Raw genomic sequence first — 24,710 nt, 5'->3', positions numbered from 1 at the left:
ATGCCCAATTGGCCCCGCTGGTTCAGTTGGAAGATCGATGAAGCGGATTTCGAGCAACGCCGTGAACACTATGTTCTCTACAAAAATTATCCAGAGCGTTTTGATGACTTCATGGGCCGCTTGCACATGATCACCACGGACTTGCCCAAGTATCGCGAACGCTCAAAGCCCAGTGGGTTAATGACTTCTACGAATCAGAGACTCTGGGACGCACTCGACTGGACCAACCTGCAATATTCCGCCGGTGCCCCTGTCGAGCAACTCGTCGAGGTTTGGCCTTACGCCTTGGAGTGGGCAGAAGAGTACGGCGACTTCCACGCTCGCTATCATCAGTCGCCCGAAGCAGGCAATTACATGACGCCGCATGCCGCGTTGCGCACCGAAGAATACTGGATCGTCGCCCTGCGTCTGACCTGCTTTGGCCTGCTCAGCGGCTACGCCCATACCATGCCAAGGGTCATGGCGTTTCTCGATTACGCCAATGAACTGATGGGCGTGCGCGACGGTTTACTCGAGCACTTGGTGCGTCCGTTTGTGCCGGATCGCGGCCTGCCGCCGGATAAATGCACCCGGCACCTGCCGTATCGAAAACTGCTCAAAGTGTTCAGCACCGCTCCGACCAAGCGTGCGGAACTGATGAAGACCTATCTTGACGAGTGGTACCACGCCGGCCGCCGCGAACCCTATATCGATCAGCACGAAGAGGGTGGCTATCTTCACTACGGCTACTGGTCCTGGGAAGCCGCGGCCGTCACCTGGCTGCTAGGCATCGACGACAGCAGCTACCGCGACATGCAGTTCTACCCCAAGGACTGGGTCGACTACGCCCGCCAATATCCGCCACCGCCTATCGAATCGGTTCTGCATTCAGGCCAGGCCTGCCCACAAAGCGGTTGGTGGTGGAGCGATGCCAGTCACCAGTCCCTGCGTCGTTTCGAGGCGGGGGATATTTTCCCGGACATTGCCAGTGGCCCAGCACGCGGAATTACCGTGTGGCGTTGGTCGCTCGATCAGCGGCAGGGGGGATAAAGCAATGAGTCATCCCGCCATTTCCCGCCTTGAAGCCGACACCTGAGTGAAGCCATGCCTAACTTGCCTATTCCCGATTGGCCCCGCTGGTTCAGTTGGGAGATCACCGAAGCCGATTTTGAAAAGCGTCGGGAACGTTATGTGCTCTTTGAAAATTATGAGAAGCGTTTTGAGCGAATGCTGAATGGTATGCACATGATTACCACGGACTTGCCCAAGTATCGCGAACGCTCAAAGCCCAGTGGGTTAATGACTTCTACGAATCAGAGACTCTGGGACGCCCTCGACTGGACCAACCTGCAATATTCCGCCGGTGCCCCTGTCGAGCAACTCGTCGAGGTTTGGCCTTATGCCCTCGAATGGGCAGAAGAGTACGGCGACTTCCACGCTCGCTATCATCAGTCGCCCGAAGCGGGCAATTACATGACGCCGCATGCCGCCCTGCGCACCGAAGAATACTGGATCGTCGCCCTGCGCCTGACCTGCTTCGGTCTGCTCAGCGGCTACGCCCATACCATGCCAAGGGTCATGGCGTTTCTCGATTACGCCAATGAACTGATGGGCGTGCGCGACGGTTTACTCGAGCACTTGGTGCGTCCGTTTGTGCCGGATCGCGGCCTGCCGCCGGATAAATGCACCCGGCAGTTGCCGTATCGAAAGCTGCTCAAAGTATTCAGCACCGCTCCAGCCAAACGCGCTGCATTGCTCGCGACCTACCTGGACGAGTGGTACCACGCCAGCCGCCGCGAACCCTATATCGATCAGCACGAAGAGGGTGGCTACCTCCACTACGGCTACTGGTCCTGGGAAGCTGCGGCCGTCACCTGGCTGCTAGGCATCGACGACAGCAGCTACCGCGATATGCAGTTCTACCCCAAGGACTGGGTCGATTACGCCCGCCAATACCCGCCACCGCCTATCGACGCGATTCTGCATTCAGGCCAAGCCTGCCCACAAAGCGGTTGGTGGTGGAGCGATGCCAGCCACCAGTCCCTGCGTCGTTTCGAAGCCGGCGATGTTTTTCCGGACATCGCCAGTGGTACCGCGCGCGGAATTACCGTTTGGCGTTGGTCGCTCGATCAGCGGCAGGAAGGTTGAAGCGATGAGCCGTCCCGCCACCTCAGATGCTACGAGAGTAATTCCATGAAGAAACTTCCCATGCCCAATTGGCCCCGCTGGTTCAGTTGGAAGATCGATGAAGCGGATTTCGAGCAGCGCCGTGAACACTATGTTCTCTACAAAAATTATCCAGAGCGTTTTGATGACTTCATGGGCCGCTTGCACATGATCACCACGGACTTGCCCAAGCATCGCGAGCGCTCTAAATCGGGAGGGTTGATGACTTCAACCCGGCGTCGACTCTGGGACGCCCTCGACTGGACCAACCTGCAATATTCCGCCGGTGCCCCTGTCGAGCAACTAGTCGAGGTTTGGCCTTATGCCCTCGAATGGGCAGAGGAGTACGGCGACTTCCACGCTCGCTATCATCAGTCGCCCGAAGCGGGCAATTACATGACGCCGCATGCCGCCCTGCGCACCGAAGAATACTGGATCGTCGCCCTGCGTCTGACCTGCTTTGGCCTGCTCAGCGGCTACGCCCATACCATGCCAAGGGTCATGACGTTTCTCGATTACGCCAATGAATTGATGGGTGTGCGTGACGGTTTACTGGAACGCTTGGTACGACCGTTTGTGCCGGATCGCGGCCCGCCGCCGGATAAATGCACCCGGCAACTGCCGTATCGAAAACTGCTCAAAGTGTTCAGCTCTGCTCCGACCAAGCGTGCGGAACTGATGAAGACCTATCTTGACGAGTGGTACCACGCCAGCCGCCGCGAACCCTATATCGATCAGCACGAAGAGGGTGGTTACCTCCACTACGGCTACTGGTCCTGGGAAGCCGCGGCCGTCACATGGCTGCTAGGCATCGACGACAGCAGCTACCGCGATATGCAGTTCTACCCCAAGGACTGGGTCGATTACGCCCGCCAATACCCGCCACCGCCTATCGACTCGACCCTGGAGTCAGGCCAAGCCTGTCCACAAAGCGGTTGGTGGTGGAGCGATGCCAGCCAACAGTCACAGCGTCGTTTCGAAGCCGGCGATATTTTCCCGGACATCGCCAGTGGCACCGTGCACGGAATCATGCCTGATTTGCCTATTCCCGATTGGCCTCGGTGGTTCAGTTGGAAGATCACCGAAGCAGACTTTGAAAAGCGCCGGGAACGTTATGTGCTCTTTGAAAATTATGAGAAGCGTTTTGAGCGAATGCTGAATGGTATGCACATGATCACCACGGACTTGCCCAAGCATCGCGAGCGCTCTAAGTCGGGAGGGTTGATGACTTCAACCAGGCGTCGGCTCTGGGACGCGCTCGACTGGACAAACCTGCAATATTCCGCTGGCGCCCCTGTCGAGCAACTGGCCGAGGTCTGGCCCTACGCACTGGAGTGGGCAGAAGAATACGGCTACTTCGATGCACTGTTCGACCAGTCGCCCGAAGCGGGCAATTACATGGCCCCGCATGCCGCCCTGCGCACCGAGGAATACTGGATCGTTGCCCTGCGCCTGACCTGCTTCGGCCTGCTCAGCGGCTACGCCCATACCATGCCAAGGGTCATGGCGTTTCTCGATTACGCCAATGAACTGATGGGTGTGCGCGACGGTTTACTGGAACGCTTGGTGCGACCGTTTGTGCCGGATCGCGGCCCGCCGCCGGATAAATGCACCCGGCAACTGCCGTATCGAAAACTGCTCAAAGTGTTCAGCTCTGCTCCGACCAAGCGTCCGGAGCTTATGAAGTCTTATCTGGGCGAGTGGTACCACGCCAGCCGCCGCGAACCCTATATCGATCAGCACGAAGAGGGCGGCTACCTCCACTACGGCTACTGGTCCTGGGAAGCCGCGGCTGTCACATGGCTGCTAGGCATCGACGACAGCAGCTACCGCGATATGCAGTTCTACCCCAAGGACTGGGTCGATTACGCCCGCCAATACCCGCCACCGCCTATCGACGGCCAAGCCTGCCCACAAAGCGTTTGGTGGTCGAGCGATGCCAGCCATCAGTCCCTGCGTCGTTTCGAAGCCGGGGATATTTTCCCGGACATCGCCAGCGGCACCGCGCGCGGAAATACCGTTTGGCGTTGGTCGCTCGATCAGCGGCTCGGAAGTGATGATGCAACCCATTGCTGACGACGACTCCGACAATGCCAATGCAGGGATTGATATTTGGCAGGTGGCCGGTACACAGCGAACCATTCAAGAAAGCTAGGAGCGATTTATGGGGATGATAGGGCGTCACCTGATGCGCGGGGGCCTGTCGGTACTGCGTCAATTAAACCAGGCATTGCCGATATTGGCGCTGCTGGGCGTGGTGTTTTTATTGATCGCCATCTGGTGGTTGGGGCCACAGTGGACCTGGCGCGAGCATCGGCCGCTGGGTGAACTGGCGATGCGCGTCTCGGCCAGTGTTGTGGTGCTGGTGGTGCCGCTGCTGATCTGGGCATGGCGGGTGCGTAATCGTTTTCAGCGTCTGCAGCTTGAGCGCCAGCACGAGGCCGCAATTCAGGCCGACCCCTGCCTGCCATATGTCGAGGCGCAGGAGCGGGCGCTGGACCGCAGCCTGGGCAACTTGCTGAACAACATGGAGCGCCGCGGTTCGCTCTATCAACTGCCGTGGTATTTGGTGCTGGGTGAGGAAAATGCCGGCAAAACCAGCCTGATCACCCGCTCCAATCAGAGTTTTTCTTTGTCCCATGTGACCAGGGCCGGGGTCAGGGTGCATCAAGAAGAGCAACTGGCTTATCCCGTGGACTGGTGGATCGGTGACGAGGCGGTATTGATCGACCCGCCGGGTGAATTCCTCAGCCACCCCGAACCGACGGCTGATAACGTCGAGCAGCAGGGCAAGGTCAAACCAGTATTGCCCGCCGGCACCCACCCGCGTCTATGGCTGCACCTGCTCGACTGGCTCGCGCGCAACCGCAGCCGTCGGGCACTCAACGGGGTTGTGTTGGTGATCGATGTGCAAGCCTTGTTGGCGCAACGACCCGAGCAACGCAAGGCCCACGCCAACTTGCTGCGCACCCGGCTGTTTGAGTTGACGCGGCAATTGGGCACGCGTCTGCCGGTGTATGTGACGCTGAGCAAATTCGACCTGTTGGAAGGCTTCGAAGAGTTTTTCGCCCGGTTGTCGCGTAGTGGGCGCGAAGACCTGCTGGGCTTCACCTTCAGCCTGGACGCCGTGGATGACTTCGATGCCTGGTTGGCCGAACTGACGCACCAATACCAGGCCTTCGTCGTTTGCCTGAGCGAGCAGGTTTTCGACAGCACCGGGGAGTCGCGCACCTTGATTGAGCGCGATCGCTTACAGGCGCTGGTGCATCAGATGGCAGGCCTGCGCCCGGCATTATTCGGCTTCCTGTGTGAAATGCTCGGCAGTGATCGTTTCACCACCCCGGCGTTGGTTCGGGGGGTGTATTTCTCCTCGGTGCTGCAACAGGGCACGCTGAGCAATGCCTTCGTCAAAGAAGCGGGGCAGGCGTACCAGCTGCCACCACCGCCCCCTGAGGTCAAGCCTGCCGGTGGCACGGCGATTTACTTTGCCCAACAACTGTTCCAGCGGGTGATCTACCCCGAAGCGGGCCTTGCGGGGGACAACATCAAGGTGGCTCGCCACAAGCGGCGGCTGCTGATCGCCGGGTCTGGCGTCGTGTCATTGGGCTGTCTGGTGGTTATCGGGACTTGGCAGTTTTGCTTCGACATCAACCGCGACAAGGCTGCCAGTGTCTTGGCCAAGAGCCAGGACTTCAGCGGTCGAGACATTGACGCCAGGGTCGACACCACCGGTCGCAACCTGCTGGTGCCGCTGGACCAGATCCGCGATGCGGTGCTGGTGTACGGCGATTACCGCGAGGCATGGCCGTTGCTGTCGGATATGGGGCTGTATCAGGGGAGGGCGATTGGCCCGACGGTGGATGAGGCCTATCTGAATCTGTTGTCCAAACGCTTTCTGCCGGCGATTGCCAGCGGTGTATTGGACGCCATCAACGCCGCGCCCGCCGGTAGCAATCAACAACTGGAGGCCTTGCGCGTCTACCGCATGCTCGAAGAACGCCAGAACCGCCGCCCGGCCATCGTCGAAGAGTGGGTCGCCAAGCAGTGGCAGCGAGCCTATCCGGGTCAGGGTCAACTGCAGTCTGATTTGATGGGGCACCTGGGCTATGCACTGAAATACGCCGACGCCGATCTGCCGCACTACCGTGAGCGCATCGCCCAGGTGCAACAGCAATTACGCCAGTTGCCCATGGCTGAACGGGTCTACATGAGCCTCAAACAGGATGCCCTGGAACGTTTGCACCGCCCGTTGGATCTGCGCAACGAGGTCGGTCCGGCGTTCGATATCGTCTACCGTCCTCTGAGTGCCGACCAAGAGGGCAGCGGTTTGCTGATGGCGCCGCTGCTCACCGCCAAAGGCTTCAGGGACTACTTCGAGCCCGGCACCGAGGGCATCATCGAACTGGCCATGATCGACCAGTGGGTATTGGGCGAGCGGCAACGCCTGGATTACTCCGACGAAGACCGCAAAGTGCTGACCCAACGTATCCGCGCGCTGTACAGCGCCGATTACGTGGGCAGTTGGCGGCGGGCGTTGAATCAGTTTGCGGTCACCGACTTCGACGATATCGGCCACGGCGTGGCGGTGCTGGAACAAGTCACCGGCCCGGCCGCCCCTCTGCGGCGCTTGCTGGAGACCCTGCGCGACAACAGCGTGATCTACCCGTCGGTACCCTCTGCCGAAGGGCCGGCAGCGCTCACGCTGGACAAAGTCTCAGACGGCCAACAACAGGCCGCCGGCATCCGGCGCGCGTTCTCCAGCCTGGCGCAACTGATCACTGCGCGAGGCGAGCAGCCGTCCTATTACGAAGAAACCCTTCGTTCGGTCAGCGCGGTTTATGACTACATCAAAGCCGTGCACGACAATCCCGACCCCGGTAAAGCGGCGTTGAAAACCGTACTCAACCGCTTCTCGCTGGGCGGTGCCGACCCCATCGCCAACCTGCAACGCGTTGCCGTGGGCCTGCCCGAGCCACTGAACCAGCAGGTCAAAAAGCTTGCCGACCAAACCTCGCAGGTACTGGTGATTGCCGCCTTGCGCGAGCTGGAAAAACGCTGGGACAGTGAAATCTACAGCTTCTACCGCGACCGCCTGGCAGGCCGCTACCCGTTCAAGGCCAGCGGTGAAGATGCGTCGCTGGAAGACTTCGAAGCCTTCTTCGGCCCGCAAGGCCGCTTGCAGCAATTCCACGATCAGTACCTGAACGTGTTTCTCAAGGACAACCTCGACGCGTTGTATTCCGACAACCTCGGCGGCTACCTGGTACGCAGCGATGTGCTTGAGCAGCTCAAGAAGGCCGAGCGTATCCGCGACACCTTCTTCAACCATCGCGGCCACCTGGCAGTGCAACTCACCATCGAACCCCTGGCCCTCAGCGCAACGCGCCTGAGCAGCATGCTCAGCGTCGACGGCCAACTGATCCCCTACCAGCACGGCACACCGCAACGCACGGGGCTGGTATGGCCCAACAGCCTGGGCAACACCAATGGCAGCCAACTGACCCTGGTGCACAGCACCGGTAACACCGCCAGCATGAGTTATCGCGGGCCATGGTCGTTGTTCCGGCTGCTTAGCCGCGGGCACCTCAATGGAAGAACCGACACCAGCGTGGACCTGACCTTTGCCGTCGCCGATGGGTTGATGCGTTATCGGATCGGGGCGGAAAAGGCTAACAACCCGATTACCCAGCGCAGCTTTGAAGGGTTTGTATTGCCCAGGACATTGCTGGAGGAACGGCGATCAAAGAACGCCATAAATAAAGTCGAAAGCGTCGCCGCAGCGGTGTTCAGCGATTGAGCGCGAATGAATCAGCGAGTGCTGGATATCTATTGGCCACAAGTGAAAGAGGACCGTTTACATGGCAATCAAGCTACACATATTGACTCAAGACCCTAAAGAAATTGAGTTGATCGAGCGTTACTGGGCAGTCGATGAGTCGGGGCAATACCGAGAAAAAGTCAGTGCTCTAGGGGGCATCATTGCGTTGGCTAAGGGCGTTTCACTGGCCAGCTTCATACGGCAACGTTGCAAGGCGTTCGATGAAAATCAGGTCTGTCCCAAGTGTGCAGAACTGATCGAAATCAAGAATCGCTCCGAGGCCAAAAAGGTCCCTCAGCGATCCACTCAACTTTGTACCCTCTGTCAGGAAGACCAGGACGCGATTGCGCGCGAAGCTGAAAAGGCGAAAGCCGCAGAGCTTGAACGGCAGTTGAGCGAATATGTCCGTAAGCAGTCAACCCGAACGGTGGACTACTCAGAGATACCGGATAATCAGGTGCTCCTTCTGTTGGCGTTAGACCGGGCCATTACGCCGAGATTGACCGATGGCGGCTTCACAGTAGGTGACTGCCGTGGATTGGCGCCTCGGTATGTCGGCGACTTTGTGCTGCAATTGCGTGAGGCTGGACTGGTTCTTGATGATCCCAGTAAAGCGAAGCCGGGCACCTACTATTGGGAGGGCGATGAGATCTGGGTGTCGAGGGACCGGGTGGTCTATCGTTTGGCGCCAGATGTCGCGTCAAGGAGTGCGGACGAGATCATTCGTAGCTTGTCGGATAGGGTGTACACCGATGCTGAAGGGCTTTTTAACCTATGGCTTGATTACTCAGTCGCTGATGTCATGCGCTATTTGGGTACCCAGTGCGAGCTCTATCACCATGACTTGTCGGGACAAGAGCTGGAGGAAATTAAAAGTACGATGCGCGCAGCATTGGAGACCTACAGCGTTTCACAACTTTGGTCGGTGGTCTGGAAGGTCGTCAGAGACGCCGCAAGTTTAGCTAATCGCGAGTACTACAACCGCCCCAAAGCGGCAGCGACCATTCCTGGAAAGATTCGGCGGAACTTGGAGAAGGTGCAGCGCGAGTCCATTGAACTCAAGGCATGGAGTCGCCCTGAGCAGCATCCCGCAGGCACATTGGGGATGGTGTTGGGCGAGATTTTGGGCGTTGATGAAAATACATCAGGCCATAGGGTTTCCTCCCTTGTTACCTGGCTCACCGGGCAGTCTTGTTCGCCTACTGTCGAAGCCGAGCTTCATGAGCCAGTGCGAGAGCTGATGACCATCGCGCTGGCGCATGACGTTGGATCTCGCGTGATGCTTCGGTTTGCGGAGCTGATTCGTGCGGGTCATGACGTTGGTTCTGCGGTCGAGGAAATCGGGAGTGCTTTGCGGGTGTGAGTGGCGGTGTGTAGTTCAATCTTCCGTCAGCGGGCGGCGCCATGCCGAACCACGTCAATGCAGAACTCCTGTTCGAACGGCGGTACGTTGCATTCGACGATGTCATCGGCGGCGACTTGCAGATGCACGCCGACAATGTCGGCCCGGATCGGTTGCTGACAGATATGCCGGTCGACCAGCACGGCGGTGAGGACCCGACGTGCGCCCAGTTGCGCCAGATAGGCGCAGGCACGCAAAAGCGAATGGCCTTGGAACAGCACGTCATCGACAACCAGAAACGTGGTGTTGGCAACGTCCAGCGTGCCCAGCCCCGGGTTCTCGATCAATTGCGTGTAGGTATGCAGCACTTGCAGGTCGTCGGTGTAGCGTTTGACTTGGAGGGGGAAAAGAGGGAAGACCGGTTGCCCGGTCTGACGCGCAATACACTGGCGCAACCGTTGAGCCAAGGGCTCGCCCCGACGTTGGATGCCAATCAGTGCCGTGTGCGACGGTGGCAGCAGGTGAGCGGCCTTGCGCGCCATCGCCTGCAGCACATCGTCGAGCTCATCGCTGTCATACATACGCAACCGCTGACTGGCCAGTAGGATCGTCATTGCCTTCTCCTGTTCGTAACCCTTGTGAGTGCGTTTTTCTCAATCTAGACAGGTCGGCTCCGGCGCGATTGATATTGATCAATCGCAATCGAATCCCTTGCTTGCCCGCGCACTTGATATAAATCAACGCCGAGGCCTGCTCGGCAAAGGATTCTGAATCCACGGCGCCCCGCAACTGATCGCGGCTGTGCATCGTGAAGTGGATGAGGTGATATGACCGCTCATGCACGAACGGACGTGAATGCCAGGATTTCTCTGACCACGGACGAGGCGGTCTCATACAGCGGGAATCCATGGCTGGCTTCACCCAGGAGAATCTCGATGTTTGAACCTCAATGCCGCAGCGCTGGTGGCGGCAGCCGAACGCGCGGATGTGGTCGGCCGGGGAGGGCGAACCGACCTCGCGGGGCCGGTATCGCACGGTCAACACTGAATTCTCTTGATAAATGTCAGTACGGACGGTGGAGGACGTCAGCTATTTTATTCAACTGACAGCGGTTGCCAGCGGACAGCCAACAGGGAGAACGTCATGAACACGTGTTTGCTCGCTGCTTGGCTCGGCATTCTTCTGCCCTCGACTGCCGGTTGCGGCCATAAGGATGGGCAGGACTTCGATGCTCGCTAAGTGGCTGGATCCCCTACTGTTGTTGCTCACTGCACTGACGCTGCTGGCGGGTGGTATTGCACTGGTGGGGCAGAAACCCGAGTGGGCTTCTGTGTGCTGGGCGGCCGGCAGTCTGGTGATGTGTGCGGTGCTGCTCATCGAGATCGTCAGGCGCCTGGCCCGGCGCGAGGCCGGCGTGGACTTGATCGCGCTGCTGTCGATCACCGCCGCTCTGCTGTTTGGGCAGGCGTTGGTGTCAGCGGTGATTGCCTTGATGCTGGCGACGGGACGGACCCTGGAGTTTTTCACCAAGCAACGCGCTGACCGTGAACTACGTGCGCTCATCGACCGTGCGCCACGGTTTGCCTGGTTACAAGAGGCAGACGGCCTGCGCAAGGTCCCTGTTGAGCAGGTCGAACTGAATCAGACTGTGCTGGTGCGGCTGGGCGAGGTGATACCGGTCGATGGCCGCCTGTTGAGCCCGGCGGCCACTCTGGACGAATCGGCGCTCAGCGGCGAGTCGTTGCCCGTCACCCGTCGAGAGGGTGAACAACTGCACAGCGGCGTTTCCAATGTCGGTGCGCCCATCCTGCTGATCGCTACGCGAACAGCCGCGCAGAGTACCTATGCTGGCATCGTGCAGATGGCCGAGGCGGCACGCCGTTCACGCGCGCCTTTCGTGCGTCTGGCCGATCGCTATGCCGTGTTCTTTATCCCGCTGACATTGCTGATTGCCGGGTTGGCCTGGCACTTGAGTGGGGATCCTCTGCGAGCGCTGGCGGTGCTGGTGGTGGCCACACCTTGTCCGTTGATTCTGGCGGTACCGATTGCCTTTATGTCGGGTATTTCGAGGGCCGCGCGCCGAGGGATCCTGATCAAAGATGGCACAACCCTGGAAGCACTCGCCGGGGTCAAGCAGGTGTTTCTGGACAAGACCGGTACGCTGACCAGCGGCCATGCCCGTTTGCAGTCGATAGAGGTCAACGGGCTGAGCGATCCGCAACGCTTGCTTGGCCTGGCCGCTTCTCTGGCGCAGGCCTCGACGCATCCTATCTGCCAGGCCATTGTCGAAGCGGCGCATCAGCGTCGGTTGCCGCTCAGCGTCCCGCAGGTCGTCGAAGAAAGTCCGGGCTCTGGACTGTGTGGGCGCGTCGATGGCCAGCAAGTGCGTTTCGGCACGTTGTCGTTTGCTCACGAAGGCGCCGCGGCAACCGACTGGGTCGCAGCCATGCTGCGCCACATGGATTACCTGGCGTGCAGTGGCAGCTTCATCGACGTGGATGGGAAACTCGTCGGTCTGTTGGTGTTCTCGGACAACGTTCGGCGCGAGACGCCTCAGACGCTGCGTCGACTGCGCAATAGAGGCATCGAAAAAATCGTCATGCTCACCGGGGATCGCCTGGAAACGGCCGAGATGATTGCGCTGTCTGCCGGGATTGACGAGTTGCGTGCCGGGTTGACGCCTGAGGATAAAGTGCGTGCGGTACAGCAGGCAGGCCTGCACGCCAGCACACTGATGGTCGGCGATGGCATCAACGACGCCCCGGCGCTGGCGGCGGCCAATGTCGGCGTGGCCATGGGCGCCAGTGGTGCCACGGCTTCGGCACAAGCGGCGGGGGTTGTGTTGCTGGTGGATCGTCTGGATCGTCTGGTCGAGGCCTTGGACATTGCCCGACGCACCCGTAGCATCGCGCGCCAGGGGGTATTGGCCGGCATGGGGATGTCGTTGCTGGCCATGGGGGTGGCGGCCCTTGGTTACTTGCCGCCGCTGATTGGCGCCATGGTGCAGGAGGGCATCGACGTGGTGATCATACTCAGTGCCCTGCGGGCACAGGGGCCGCTGTGGAAGCAGAGGAAACAACAGCTGACGGCAGAGTACATCGATCGCCTGCAGCATGAGCACGAGCAACTCGCCGCCGTACTGAATGACCTGCACCAAATGGCCAATGATTTTGCCCAGCGCCCCCTTGCGCAAGCACAGACCGACTTGGTGGCACTGGTCGACAAACTGCAAACGTCACTGGCGCAGCATGAACACGAAGATGAAAACACCCTGTACCCGGTGTTGACCCGGAGCATGCCGGGCGAGGATCCGATGTCGACGATGAGCCATGCTCACCGGGAGATTTTTGGTCTTATCCATTTGCTGGCGCGTATGAGTAGCGACTTCAGTGCCGCCCCAGCGACCGCACCTGCTGACGAGATTCAGCATCAACTGATTCGTCTGGACACCCTCGTGCGACTGCACTTCGATCAGGAGGAGGAACTCTTTCACTATTTGGATTGGCGCTAGCGGTGAGAACCCCGCGAAAGGGACTTGATGCGTCATCTCTATCGCTAGCGGCTCGCAGTGAATACGACATCGGCAAGCCCAGTGCTTGACGGGTTTCTCAAGCGTGCCGCTAGGTATCGGGTCGAGGTTGATGATAGGTTTCGCCTCCAAAACCATCCTGTGGGGGAGATAACCGATGTTTGGCGTAACCGACTATGGCGCTTTCATCATCGCATTCATCATCGTCCTGGCCATTCCCGGCCCCGGCAACTTTGCCCTGATCACGGCCACCGGCAAAGGCGGCATAAAAGCGGGTTTGGCGGCGACGTGCGGAGTGATCCTGGGGGATCAGGTGCTCTTGTGGTTGGCGGTGGCAGGCGTTGCCACGCTGCTGGCTGCGTACCCGGCGGCGTTCCATGCCATTCAATGGCTGGGCGCGTCGTACCTGGCGTGGCTGGGTCTGCGGATGCTGTTCAGTAAGGCGGGCAACGCTGCGCGCAAGAGCCGGATGGATAACGGCCATTACCTGCGCCAGACCATGATGATCACCTTGCTCAACCCCAAGGCGATCGTGTTCTACATGGCCTTTTTTCCCTTGTTCGTCGATCCGGTGAAGCATCAGGGCATCGTGACATTCGCGTTCATGGCCGCGACCGTGGCGGTGGTGACTTTTCTCTATGGTTTGATCGCCGTTCTATTGACCCACAAGCTGGCCCAGCGCATGCGCGCCAATCCGCGCATTGCCAATGTGCTCGAGCGCCTGGCCGGCGTTTGCCTGGTGGGGTTCGGCATCAAGCTGGCGGCCATGCGCTGAATGTGAACGCTGGGGGCTGTCAGATTCCAGATCGTTGCCGGGCGTGCTTCTTCAACAATAGGTAAATCGGCGTTGCCCAGGCCTGGTCGACGAGTTCAACAAGAAATACGGGCTGTCGGTGAACGCGTATTCCGAGCCAAAGGCAACCCGCTGCCGATCAGCGGGCTGCACACGGTTTAGGCGCTGGTGCGGCTGGCCGTCCCTGGCTCGGGCCGGTTCAGTGGCGTCGTGCGCACCAGCACACTGATGATGGTCAGTGCGGCGATCACCACCCCTGGGGACGTCGCCAGCAGGACCCCCGCAGTCCCAGCGCCTGCGGCGAGCAACTGCCCGGCCGCCAGCGGCCCGGCCACCGAGCCGAGTCGGCCGATGGCCACGGCGGCACCGACGCCGGTGGCGCGCACCGTCGTTGGATAGGAAGGCGGTGCCGACGCATAGAGCACCAACTGCGCGGCCATGACGAACAAGCCGGCGGCGAAGCCGGCGATGGCCATGGGCACGATGCCCGCCGACAGCCCGACACCGGCCAGCGCCGACAGCAAGCCGGCGTACACGAACAGCACCACTTTGAGGGCGTTGCAACGGTCCAGCAGTACACCTCCGAGCAGCGAGCCCAGGGCGCCGCCAATGTTGAACAGCATCTGCACCATGCCCGCCTGGGGCTTGCTGAAACCTTGTTCCAGCAACAGCGAAGGCAGCCAGTTGAGCAGCATGTACATGACGGTCAGGGTAAAGAAGTAGCTCAGCCACAAGGCCAGTGTGGTGCGTGCGCGACCTTCGCCGAACAGCGCCTGGCGTGTGGAGGGGCGGGCGCCGGGCGTGCGTTCGAGTTGTTGGCGAAAGGCGTTGGATTCAGGCAGCAGCAGGATCATCAGCGGCACGGCCAGCAAGGGCGCCAGGCCGCCGACGATAAAGGTGGTCTGCCAGTGCTCACTGGAAAACATCGCCACCACCGCGGCCAACGCGCCACCCAGCGGCACACCGCAATACATCACGCTGATGGCGGTGCCACGGCTGCGTTCGCTCACCGCTTCGGCGCACAGGGCGATCAGGTTGGGCAGCGCGGCGCCCAGTCCGAGGCCGGTCAGAAAGCGCACCAGCAGCAGGCTCGAGTAGCTTTCGACAAACGCGGTGCAAAGGGAGAACAGCCCGAACAGCAGCACGGCGATCACCAGGATTTTCTTGCGCCCGATGCGGTCAGCGACCCAGCCGCCAAAGAATGCCCCCGGCAGCAGGCCGATGATCCCGACGCTGAAGACCCAGCCGAGCATCTTCGGGTCCAGGGCAAAACTCTGGCGTAACCCAGCGGCGGCGGTGCCGGCGGCCTGCAGATCGAACCCCTCGATCAGCGCAACGATAAAACACAACGCAATAGTCAGCGTCGAACGACGCGATGGACTGTCCATGGGCAAACCTCATTGTTGTTTTTGTTGTGGTGGCGAGCCTGATCGGTCGCTGGCAATTAAGATAACAAATATAACTATAAAAAGAAGGGTGCAGGATTTGCGCTAAAAAGTGCGATGAGAGCCCTCTAAATCAGCGGTTCCAGATTCGCGGTAGTGGGAAAGCATAAAATAGATATGTTTATTAATGTTCGATTATCGGTCATTTGCTGTTGACGAGTGCCGTCAGCTGTTTCCATTCTCTGTTCGCGAAGCCCAGAGGGCCAAGCGCGTGTCACCCCCAAAAACAACAACAAAAAATGGACATCGAACATGCAAAAACTTCCCACGGGCGCCGTCGCGGCGACCTGCTGTGCGTCGAACAGCACGCCACGTCTGATCGGTGCGCTGCTGATGTTGAGTGTGCTGCCTACCCCACTGTGGGCGGCCGGCTTTATCGACGACAGCCACGGCACCTTGACCTTGCGCAATTACTACCTGGACCGGGACTACAAGGACGACGGAGCGAAAACCGCCGCGCGGGAATGGGCCCAGGGCTTCATCCTCAACCTGGAATCGGGATACACCCCAGGCCCGGTGGGTTTTGGCCTGGATGTGCGCGGGCTGATGGGGGTCAAGCTCGACTCGTCGCCGGACCGCAGCGGCACCGAGTTGTTGCCAGTGTCGGCCAGCGACAAGCGTGCCGCCGATGAATACTCACGGCTGGCCCCCACCGCCAAGCTGCGATTTGCCCAAACCACGGTGAAAACCGGTGACGTGTCGATCTTCCTGCCGTTCGCCTTTGCCAGTCCGTCGCGCCTGTTGCCGCAGACCTTTCGCGGCACCACCTTGAGTTCCAAGGACATCGACGGCCTGACGCTCAACACCGGCTATATCGATCGCATCAACAAGCGCGATTCCACCGACTATCAGGCCATGACCGTTGCCTCGCCCAACCGGCGTTTCAACGCCACCGCCACCACCTCGCATCTGGCCTACGTGGGTGGCGATTACCAGGTCAACAAAGACCTCAGCCTGCGCGCCTATCACTCGCAGATAGCCGACCTCTACCAACAGGACACCCTGGCGTTGCTGCACAACCTGCCCGTGGGCGATGGCGTGCTCACCAGTGACCTGCGCAGTTTCTTCAGTCGCGAGGACGGCAGCGCCAAGGCCGGCAAGGTGGATAACCGCAACCTCTCGGCGTTGTTCGGCTACCGCCTGGGCGGTCACAAATTCAGCCTGGGCTACATGCATTCCAGCGGGGACACGGCCACGCCCTATATCTCCGGCACGGAGCTGATGGGCATGAGCGAGCTGACCATGAGTTCGGACTTTCTCAACGCCAAGGAGCGTACCTGGCAGGCGATCTACGACTACGACTTCGCCGCCTCGGGCGTGCCGGGCCTGAAGGGCCGGCTGCGTTATGTGCGGGGCGACAACATCGAGCTGGCGGCATTCAACGCCGAGGATCGCAAGGAGCGCGAGTTCCAGATGGAGCTGGGCTACGTGATCCAGAGCGGCCCGCTGAAGAACGTCGGGCTGATGGCGCGTAAATCGATCTACCGCAATGACTTCCCGGCCGGCGCGGCGTTTCGCGATGAAAACCAGACCCGTTTCCTGGTGCTCTACACCGTGGCGCTCTGGTAACCCCGTCAGTCCTGATAGACCTTCTTCAGCAAGCGCAGCAGCTCTGCACGCTCCTGAGCGTCCAGGGCTGCGGTGGCGTCGAGGTCACTCTGGGCGGCGATGTCTTTGAGCGTCTTGAGCAGGGTTTCGCCGGGCTTGCTGAGGAAGATCCCATAGGAGCGCTTGTCCGGCTTGCAGCGCACGCGCACGGCGAGTGCGCGGCTTTCCAGTTTGTTCAGCAGGGGCACCACCTGGGGCGGTTCGATGGCCAGGGCGCGGGCCAGGTCGGCCTGCATCAGCCCGGGGTTCTGTTCGATGATCGCCAGGGCCGAGAACTGCGCAGGGCGCAGGTCGTGTTCGGCAAGCCGGCCGATCAGGTTCTGGAACAGCTTGAGCTGGGCGCGACGCATGGCATAACCGATCAGGTCATCCAGAGCCGAATCCAGCGGTGCAGGCCCTTCGGGGGTGTCGGGCAGGGCCAGGTTGGCGTCGGCGATAGTGGAAGGCTTGGCCATTAGCAGTGCAATCCTCAGAAAGTGGAGGTTAAGAAAGCTATCTAGTTTGCCGAGGTTGGCGCGCCATGGCTATGCAGACGTTTCATAACGCCCCGGTAGCTTAGGGCTTACACGGGAAAAATATTGGTTATGCAGATTAATAGTTAATTGACATAACTATATTTGCGGTTTAATTTCGACTCATCTTCCAACCCAGAACAAGAGCGTACCGTCATGAGTAATTACGAAGGCCGTTGGACCACCGTCAAGGTAGAGATCGAGGAAGGCATTGCCTGGGTCATTCTCAATCGCCCGGAAAAACGCAACGCCATGAGCCCGACCCTGAACCGGGAAATGATCGACGTCCTGGAAACCCTGGAGCAGGACCCCGCCGCCGGCGTGCTGGTGCTGACCGGTGCCGGCGAAGCCTGGACCGCTGGCATGGACCTCAAGGAATACTTTCGCGAAGTGGACGCCGGCCCGGAAATCCTCCAGGAAAAAATCCGCCGCGAAGCCTCGCAATGGCAATGGAAACTGCTGCGCATGTACGCCAAGCCCACTATCGCCATGGTTAATGGCTGGTGCTTCGGCGGCGGCTTCAGCCCATTGGTGGCGTGCGACCTGGCGATCTGTGCCGATGAAGCCACCTTCGGCCTGTCGGAAATCAACTGGGGCATCCCACCGGGCAACCTGGTGAGCAAGGCCATGGCCGACACCGTGGGCCATCGCCAGTCGCTCTACTACATCATGACCGGCAAGACCTTTGGCGGGCAGAAAGCTGCCGAGATGGGCCTGGTCAACGAAAGCGTGCCCCTGGCGCAACTGCGCGAAGTGACCATCGAACTGGCGCGCAACCTGCTGGAGAAAAACCCGGTGGTGCTGCGGGCCGCCAAGCATGGCTTCAAGCGTTGCCGCGAGCTGACCTGGGAGCAGAACGAGGATTACCTCTACGCCAAGCTCGATCAGTCGCGCTTGCTCGACACCGAAGGCGGACGCGAGCAGGGCATGAAGCAGTTCCTCGACGACAAAAGCATCAAGCCTGGCCTGCAGGCGTATAAACGCTGAAGTGTGCGGCCTGCGGGCCGCACTGTTGTGACCCTGCTTGAACGTGTTCCCGATAAAGACAATAAAGAGGAATCACCATGCTGGACGTGCCCCTGTTGATTGGCGGCCAGTCGTGCCCCGCCCGCGACGGTCGAACCTTCGAGCGTCGCAACCCGGTGACCGGTGACGTGGTTTCGCGGGTTGCCGCCGCGACCCTGGAAGATGCCGATGCCGCCGTGGCTGCCGCCCAAGCCGCGTTTCCCGCCTGGGCCGCGCTGGCCCCGAACGAACGCCGCACCCGTTTGCTCAACGCCGCCGAGCAATTGCAGGCGCGCAGTGATGAGTTCATCGCCGCCGCCGGCGAAACCGGCGCCATGGCCAACTGGTACGGCTTCAACGTACGCCTGGCGGCCAATATGCTGCGCGAAGCGGCATCGATGACCACCCAGATCACCGGTGAAGTGATCCCCTCCGATGTACCGGGCAGTTTTGCCATGGCCCTGCGTCAGCCTTGCGGCGTGGTGCTGGGGATCGCGCCATGGAATGCCCCGGTCATTCTTGCCACGCGTGCCATCGCCATGCCGCTGGCCTGCGGCAATACCGTGGTGCTCAAGGCCTCTGAACTGAGCCCGGCGGTGCATCGCCTGATCGGCCAGGTCTTGCAGGATGCCGGCCTGGGCGATGGGGTGGTCAATGTCATCAGCAATGCCCCGCAAGATGCCGCGGCGATTGTTGCGCGGCTGATCGCCAACCCTGCCGTGCGCCGGGTCAACTTCACCGGTTCGACCCATGTCGGGCGGATCGTCGGCGAACTCTCGGCGCGCCACCTCAAGCCAGCCTTGCTGGAACTGGGCGGCAAGGCGCCGCTGCTGGTGCTCGACGACGCCGACCTGGACGCGGCGGTGGCAGCGGCTGCGTTTGGCGCCTACTTCAACCAGGGGCAGATCTGCATGTCGACCGAGCGCTTGATCGTCGACACCAAGGTCGCCGATGCGTTTATCGCCAAGCTCACCGCCAAGCTCGCGACCCTGCACGCGGGTGACCCCGCTGCGCCGGATTCGGTACTCGGCTCCCTGGTGGACGCCAGCGCCGGCACCCGCATCAAAGCGCTGATCGACGACGCCCTGGGCAAGGGCGCGCGCCTGGTGGCCGGTGGGCAACTGGAGGGCAGCATCCTGCAGCCGACCCTGATCGATGGCGTCACCGAACACATGCGCTTGTACCGCGAAGAATCCTTCGGCCCGGTGGCGGTGCTGCTGCGCGGTGACGGCGATGAAGCGCTGCTGCGCCTGGCCAACGACTCCGAGTTTGGCCTGTCGGCGGCGATTTTCAGTCGCGATACCGGGCGTGCACTGGCCCTGGCGCAGCGGGTGGAATCGGGCATTTGCCATATCAACGGCCCGACCGTGCATGACGAGGCGCAGATGCCCTTTGGCGGGGTCAAGTCCAGCGGCTACGGCAGTTTTGGTGGCAAGGCCTCCATCGAGCACTTCACGCAGTTGCGCTGGGTGACCTTGCAGAACGGGCCACGGCACTACCCGATCTGAGCAGGCGCCGCGACATAACAATAACAAGGCGGCGTTGATCCGCCTTGATGGAGGACACCCTTGTGAGTTCCGAATTCAGATCGCAACCCCAGCCCGCACCGCGATACCGCGAGGTCTCCATCGGCCACGCACCGGTGGCGGTCACTGAGGAGCAGGGCGTGCTGCATATGCGCTCCCTGGAACCCCTGGCCGAGTTGCCGACGCGCTTGCTCGACCGGCTGGTGCACTGGGCCCAGGTGCGGCCCGAGCAGACGTTTATCGCCGCACGCCAGCGCGGTGGCGATTGGCGCCGGGTCAGTTACCGTGAAATGCTCGACAGCGTGCGCGCGATTGCCCAGGGCCTTTTGAGCTATGGGCTGTCGGCGGATAAGCCGCTGGCCTTGCTCTCGGGCAACGACATCGAGCATTTGCAGGTGGCGCTCGGGGCGATGTACGCCGGCATTCCCTACTGCCCGGTGTCGCCGGCCTATTCATTGCTGTCCCAGGATTTCGCCAAGCTGCGGCATGTCTGCGACCTGCTGCAACCGGGGCTGGTGTTCGTCAGCGATGCGGCGGCCTACCAGCGCGCGATCGACGCGGTATTGCCCGCCGAGACGCCGCTGATCAGCGTGCGCGGCCACGTGCCGGGGCGCGCCCAAGTCAGCTTCGCCAGCCTGCTGCAAACCGCCGCTGGCAGTGCCGCCGACCAGGCCTTCATGGCCACCGGTCCGGACAGCATCGCCAAGTTTCTGTTCACCTCGGGCTCGACTAAATTGCCTAAGGCGGTGATCACCACCCAGCGCATGCTCTGCGCCAACCAGCAAATGCTGTTGCAGACCTTTCCGGTGTTCGGTGAAGAACCGCCAGTGCTGGTGGACTGGCTGCCGTGGAACCACACATTCGGCGGCAGCCACAACGTCGGCATCGTGCTTTACAACGGCGGCACCTTTTACCTCGACGAAGGCAAACCCACGGCCCAGGGGTTTGCCGAGACCCTGCGCAATCTCAAGGAGGTGTCGCCTACGGCCTATCTGACGGTGCCCAAGGGCTGGGAAGAGTTGGTCAGCGCCCTGGAGCAGGACGCTGAGTTGCGCGAGCGGTTTTTTGCGCGGATGAAACTGTTCTTTTTCGCCGCCGCCGGCCTTTCCCAAAGTGTCTGGGATCGTCTTGACCGCGTGGCCGAGCTGCACTGCGGCGAACGCATCCGCATGATGGCCGGACTGGGCATGACCGAAGCCGCACCGTCCTGCACTTTCACCACCGGGCCGCTGTCCATGGCCGGTTATATCGGTTTGCCCGCGCCGGGCTGCGAGGTGCGGCTGGTACCGGTGGACGGCAAGTTCGAAGGCCGCTTTCGCGGGCCGCACATCATGCCGGGGTACTGGCGCGCCCCCGAGCAAACCGCCGAGGTTTTCGACCCACAGGGTTTTTATTGCTCGGGGGATGCGATCAAGCTGGCCGACCCGAATCGGCCGCAACTGGGGCTGATGTTCGACGGGCGCATTGCCGAGGACTTCAAACTGTCCTCCGGCGTGTTTGTCAGTGTCGGTCCGTTGCGCAATCGCGCGGTGCTCGAAGGTTCGCCCTATGTGCAGGACCTGGTGATTGCCGCGCCGGACCGCGAATGCCTGGGGGCCCTGGTGTTCCCCAGACTCTACGAATGCCGCCGGCTGGCAGGTTTGAACGCCGAGGCCAGCGACGCCGAGGTGCTGGCCAGCGCGCCGGTGCGCCACTGGTTCGCAGACTGGTTGCAGCGCCTCAATCGCGAGGCCACCGGCAATGCCAGTCGCCTGGAGTGGATTGCGTTGCTCGACGAGCCCGCGTCCATCGACCGTGGGGAAATCACCGACAAGGGCTCGATCAACCAGCGTGCGGTGTTGCAATGGCGTGCCGCCAAGGTCGAGGCGCTGTATCGCGGTGAGGACGTCACGATCCTGCGTGCCGGGTCCCAGCCTTGAAGCGCATCGGCCAATACTCGGCATTCGCCGATGCGGCGATTTTCGAGGCGGTGCGCACGCCGTGGGTCGACCTCGGCGGGGCGCTGTCCCAGGTTTCACCCATCGACCTGGGCATCAAGGTCGGCCGTGAAGTGCTGGCCCGCGCGGGCATCGACCCCCTGGCGGTGGACAGCGTGCTGGCCGGCTCCATGGCCCAGGCCAGCTTCGATGCGTATTTGCTGCCCCGGCATATCGGTTTGTACAGCGGTGTGGCGCAGTCGGTCCCGGCGCTGGGGGTACAGCGCATCTGTGCCACCGGTTTCGAGCTGTTGCGCCAGGCCGCCGAGCAGCTGCGCGACGAGGCCCAACTGGTGTTGTGTGTGGCCAGTGAGTCGATGTCGCGCAACCCGATTGCGGCCTACACCCACCGCGATGGCTTTCGTCTCGGCGGCGCGGTGCAATTCAAGGATTTTCTCTGGGAGGCACTGTACGACCCGGCGCCGGCCCTGGACATGATCGCCACCGCCGACAACCTGGCGCGTCGCCATGGCCTGAGCCGCGAGGCGGTGGACCGCTACGCCCGCGACAGCCATCAGCGCGCCTTGCAGGCGCAGCGTGACGGCGCCTGGGTTGACGAGATCGTCACGGTCGATAACCAGGTGTTCGAGCTTGAGGGGTATCGGCCGAGGGGCATCAGCCTGGCGCGCCGCGCCGATGCGGTCACCGAAGACAGTCACCCGCGTTCCACCACCCTTGCGGCGTTGGCACGCTTGCGCGCCGTGCACCCGGACGGCGTGCAAACCGCCGGCAACAGTTGCGCGGTGGTCGATGGCGCGGCGGCGGCGCTGGTGGGGCGTGCCTCGGCCTGTACGCGTCCGGCCCTGGCCCGGCTGCTGGCCAGCGCGGTGGTCGGCGTAGCCCCCGAGTTCATGGGCATCGGCCCGGTGCCGGCGATCCGTCTGCTGCTGCAACGCAGCGGGTTGAGCCTGGACGACATCGGCCGCTTCGAGATCAACGAAGCCCAGGCCGCCCAAGTGCTGGCGGTGGTCCAGGAACTGGAGCTGGACAGCGGCCGGCTCAACGTCCAGGGCGGTTCCCTCGGGCTGGGGCATCCACTGGCCGCCACCGGCGTGCGCCTGGTCATGACCCTGGCCCGGCAATTGCGCGCGCATAACCTGCGCTACGGGATTGCCGCTGCGTGTGTCGGCGGCGGGCAGGGCATGGCGTTGTTGATCGAGAACCCGGCGTATCGCGCTTGAGTTTCTAAGCCGCACTCCTTTTTTTGATTCGATGAGGTTTCCTATGTGGAGCTATCAGGCGCCCCTGCGCGACATGCAATTTGTGCTGGAACACTGGCTGCAAGCCCCCCAGGCGTGGAGTCGCAGTCCGGCCTTCGAGGCATTGGACATGGCCTTGGCCGTTCAGGTATTGGAAGAGGCCGGGCGCTTCAGCCAGGGCGTGCTGGCGCCGTTGAACAGCAGCGGTGATCGTCAAGGTTGCCGCTGGGCCGCCGGCCAGGTCAGCACCCCCGAGGGGTTTGCCGAGGCCTATCGCGCCTATGTCGACGGCGGCTGGCCCGCGTTGGCGTGTGCTGAAGCGTTGGGCGGGCAGGGCTTGCCGCAACTGCTCGACGCCGCGCTGCAAGAGATGCTCTACGCCAGCAATCACGCCTGGGCCATGTACACCGGGATCGCCCACGGCGCCTACCTGTGCCTCAAGGCCCACGCCGCGCCCTGGCTGCAGGCGCGTTACCTGCCCGATATCGTCAGCGGCCAGGCCTTGCCCACCATGTGCCTGACCGAGCCCCAGGCCGGCAGCGATGTGGGCTTGCTGCGCTGTCGCGCCGAGCCGCAGGCCGATGACAGTTACCGCCTGAGCGGTAGCAAGCTGTTTATCTCCGGCGGCGAGCACGACTTGACCGCCAATATCCTGCACCTGGTCCTGGCGCGCTTGCCCGATGCACCGCCGGGCAGTCGTGGGATTTCCCTGTTCCTGGTGCCCAAGTTACTCGACGACGGCCAGCTCAACGGTGTGCGGTGTGACGGCATTGAACACAAGATGGGCATCAAGGGCAGCGCCACCTGTTCCCTGGTCTTCGACGGTGCTCGAGGCTGGCTGATCGGCGACGCCAATCGCGGCCTGGCGGCGATGTTCGTGATGATGAATTCGGCGCGCTTGCATGTCGGCCTACAAGGCCTGGGGCATGTCGAGGCCGCGTGGCAGAACGCCCGGCAGTACGCCGCCGAGCGCGTACAGATGCGCGCACCGTCACGCCCCCAAGGGGTGCCAGCCCAGGCGGCGGACCCGATTTTGTATCACCCGGCCATGCGCCGCGTGCTGCTGGAGTTGCGCACCACCAGCGAGGGCATGCGCGCCATCGGCTATTGGGCTGCGCACTTGCTCGATCAGGCCGAGCATGACCCCGACCCGCAGGCCCGCGAAAGCGCCGGCCAACTGGCGCCGTTGCTGACGCCGATCATCAAGGCGTTTTTCACCGAGCAGGGTTTTCGTCAGGCGAGCAATGGGTTGCAGGTGTTCGGCGGCTACGGCTACGTCGCCGAGTTCGCCATCGAGCAAACGCTACGGGACAGTCGCATCGCGATGATCTATGAGGGCAGCAACGAGATCCAGGCCAATGACCTGCTGCTGCGCAAGGTGCTGGGGGACGACGGGCGTGCCTTCGGCCTGCTGCTGGCAGCGCTGCGTACCGAGGCCGGGCAGGGTGGTGAATATGCCGAGTGCGCGGGGTTCGCCCGCGCACTCGGCAGCCTGTGTGACACGCTGGCCGATGTGGTCGAGGCCATCCGCGAGCGCACGCGACACGACAGCGAGTATCCCTATCGGGCGGCGCCGGACTTTCTCCAACTCTGTGGCGTGACCCTGCTGGCCATGGCCTGGGCACGGGCCGCGCGGGTGTCCAGGGCATTGCCCGACGACGATCCGCTGCGCGCCGCCAAGCTGCAAAGCGCCGGGTTCTTTTTCGATTACCTGCCGTCCCGGTTGGCCCAGCACTTGGGGGCGATAGACGCTGCGTGCGCGGCCTTGGCGTTCGTCTGACGAGGCCAGGCGCTTGCGGTACTATGGCGACC

Annotated in this window: 16 protein-coding genes; 13 read left to right on the top strand and 3 right to left on the bottom strand. The window is 61.7% G+C overall.

Annotation, left to right across the window (positions count from 1 at the left end):
- The 5 genes from BLR63_RS11450 (at position 1) to BLR63_RS11430 (ending at position 9,326) form a co-directional block, all read left to right on the top strand.
- Positions 1-1,029, top strand: a complete 1,029-nt coding sequence (locus BLR63_RS11450) for a PoNe immunity protein domain-containing protein (RefSeq protein WP_010567557.1) — start codon at positions 1-3, stop codon at positions 1,027-1,029.
- A 249-nt stretch (positions 1,030-1,278) separates the two neighbouring features.
- Complete coding sequence (locus tag BLR63_RS11445) at positions 1,279-2,127, top strand: PoNe immunity protein domain-containing protein (RefSeq protein ID WP_231998162.1); 849 nt, start codon at positions 1,279-1,281, stop codon at positions 2,125-2,127.
- Positions 2,128-2,187: 60 nt separating this feature from the next.
- Entirely contained in the window at positions 2,188-4,221 is a 2,034-nt protein-coding gene (locus BLR63_RS31865; protein WP_010567559.1) for a PoNe immunity protein domain-containing protein, read from the top strand.
- Between the two features lie 88 nt (positions 4,222-4,309).
- Positions 4,310-7,942 carry a type VI secretion system membrane subunit TssM gene (gene tssM, locus BLR63_RS11435; protein ID WP_042947665.1) on the top strand — a complete coding sequence of 1,211 codons (3,633 nt, stop codon included), beginning with the start codon at positions 4,310-4,312 and terminating at the stop codon, positions 7,940-7,942.
- Between the two features lie 61 nt (positions 7,943-8,003).
- Positions 8,004-9,326, top strand: a complete 1,323-nt coding sequence (locus BLR63_RS11430) for a hypothetical protein (RefSeq protein ID WP_010567561.1) — start codon at positions 8,004-8,006, stop codon at positions 9,324-9,326.
- A 26-nt stretch (positions 9,327-9,352) separates the two neighbouring features.
- On the opposite strand, the gene BLR63_RS11425 is transcribed toward BLR63_RS11430, so the two are convergent.
- The gene (locus tag BLR63_RS11425) at positions 9,353-9,919 is read right to left on the bottom strand and encodes a phosphoribosyltransferase family protein (RefSeq protein ID WP_010567562.1); all 567 of its coding nucleotides are present in this window, start codon (positions 9,917-9,919) and stop codon (positions 9,353-9,355) included.
- A 614-nt stretch (positions 9,920-10,533) separates the two neighbouring features.
- Between BLR63_RS11425 and BLR63_RS11420 the strand changes: the two genes are divergently transcribed.
- The gene (locus tag BLR63_RS11420) at positions 10,534-12,816 is read left to right on the top strand and encodes a heavy metal translocating P-type ATPase (RefSeq protein WP_010567563.1); all 2,283 of its coding nucleotides are present in this window, start codon (positions 10,534-10,536) and stop codon (positions 12,814-12,816) included.
- A 175-nt stretch (positions 12,817-12,991) separates the two neighbouring features.
- Entirely contained in the window at positions 12,992-13,609 is a 618-nt protein-coding gene (locus BLR63_RS11415; RefSeq protein ID WP_010567564.1) for a LysE family transporter, read from the top strand.
- Between the two features lie 176 nt (positions 13,610-13,785).
- Here BLR63_RS11415 and mhpT read toward each other — a convergent pair whose 3' ends face one another.
- Complete coding sequence (mhpT, locus tag BLR63_RS11410; RefSeq protein ID WP_010567565.1) at positions 13,786-15,015, bottom strand: 3-(3-hydroxy-phenyl)propionate transporter MhpT; 1,230 nt, start codon at positions 15,013-15,015, stop codon at positions 13,786-13,788.
- A gap of 309 nt (positions 15,016-15,324) precedes the next feature.
- Between mhpT and BLR63_RS11405 the strand changes: the two genes are divergently transcribed.
- On the top strand, positions 15,325-16,641 hold the full coding sequence (locus BLR63_RS11405) for an OprD family porin (RefSeq protein ID WP_010567566.1): 1,317 nt from the start codon (positions 15,325-15,327) through the stop codon (positions 16,639-16,641).
- 5 nt (positions 16,642-16,646) lie between these two features.
- Here BLR63_RS11405 and BLR63_RS11400 read toward each other — a convergent pair whose 3' ends face one another.
- Positions 16,647-17,135 carry a MarR family winged helix-turn-helix transcriptional regulator gene (locus BLR63_RS11400; protein WP_010567567.1) on the bottom strand — a complete coding sequence of 163 codons (489 nt, stop codon included), beginning with the start codon at positions 17,133-17,135 and terminating at the stop codon, positions 16,647-16,649.
- A 213-nt stretch (positions 17,136-17,348) separates the two neighbouring features.
- On the opposite strand from BLR63_RS11400, the gene BLR63_RS11395 reads away from it, so the two are divergent.
- The 5 genes from BLR63_RS11395 (at position 17,349) to BLR63_RS11375 (ending at position 24,678) form a co-directional block, all read left to right on the top strand.
- A complete protein-coding gene (locus BLR63_RS11395; RefSeq protein ID WP_010567568.1) occupies positions 17,349-18,179 on the top strand; it encodes a p-hydroxycinnamoyl CoA hydratase/lyase in 831 nt (276 codons plus the stop codon).
- Between the two features lie 77 nt (positions 18,180-18,256).
- Positions 18,257-19,705: an aldehyde dehydrogenase gene (locus tag BLR63_RS11390; protein ID WP_010567569.1), complete on the top strand. Its 1,449-nt coding sequence runs from the start codon at positions 18,257-18,259 to the stop codon at positions 19,703-19,705.
- Between the two features lie 62 nt (positions 19,706-19,767).
- On the top strand, positions 19,768-21,642 hold the full coding sequence (locus BLR63_RS11385; RefSeq protein WP_010567570.1) for a feruloyl-CoA synthase: 1,875 nt from the start codon (positions 19,768-19,770) through the stop codon (positions 21,640-21,642).
- Positions 21,639-22,880, top strand: coding sequence for a thiolase family protein (locus BLR63_RS11380; RefSeq protein ID WP_010567571.1), 1,242 nt, complete (start codon positions 21,639-21,641; stop codon positions 22,878-22,880). Before BLR63_RS11385 ends, BLR63_RS11380 begins: the two co-directional genes overlap by 4 nt.
- Positions 22,881-22,923: 43 nt before the next feature.
- Complete coding sequence (locus BLR63_RS11375; protein ID WP_010567572.1) at positions 22,924-24,678, top strand: acyl-CoA dehydrogenase family protein; 1,755 nt, start codon at positions 22,924-22,926, stop codon at positions 24,676-24,678.
- The last annotated feature ends 32 nt before the right edge of the window (positions 24,679-24,710 follow it).

It is taken from the genome of Pseudomonas extremaustralis, from assembly GCF_900102035.1.
GTDB lineage: Bacteria > Pseudomonadota > Gammaproteobacteria > Pseudomonadales > Pseudomonadaceae > Aquipseudomonas > Aquipseudomonas extremaustralis.
The sequence above is the reverse complement of the archived record's forward strand: the minus strand, read 5'-3'. Positions and strand labels throughout refer to the sequence as shown.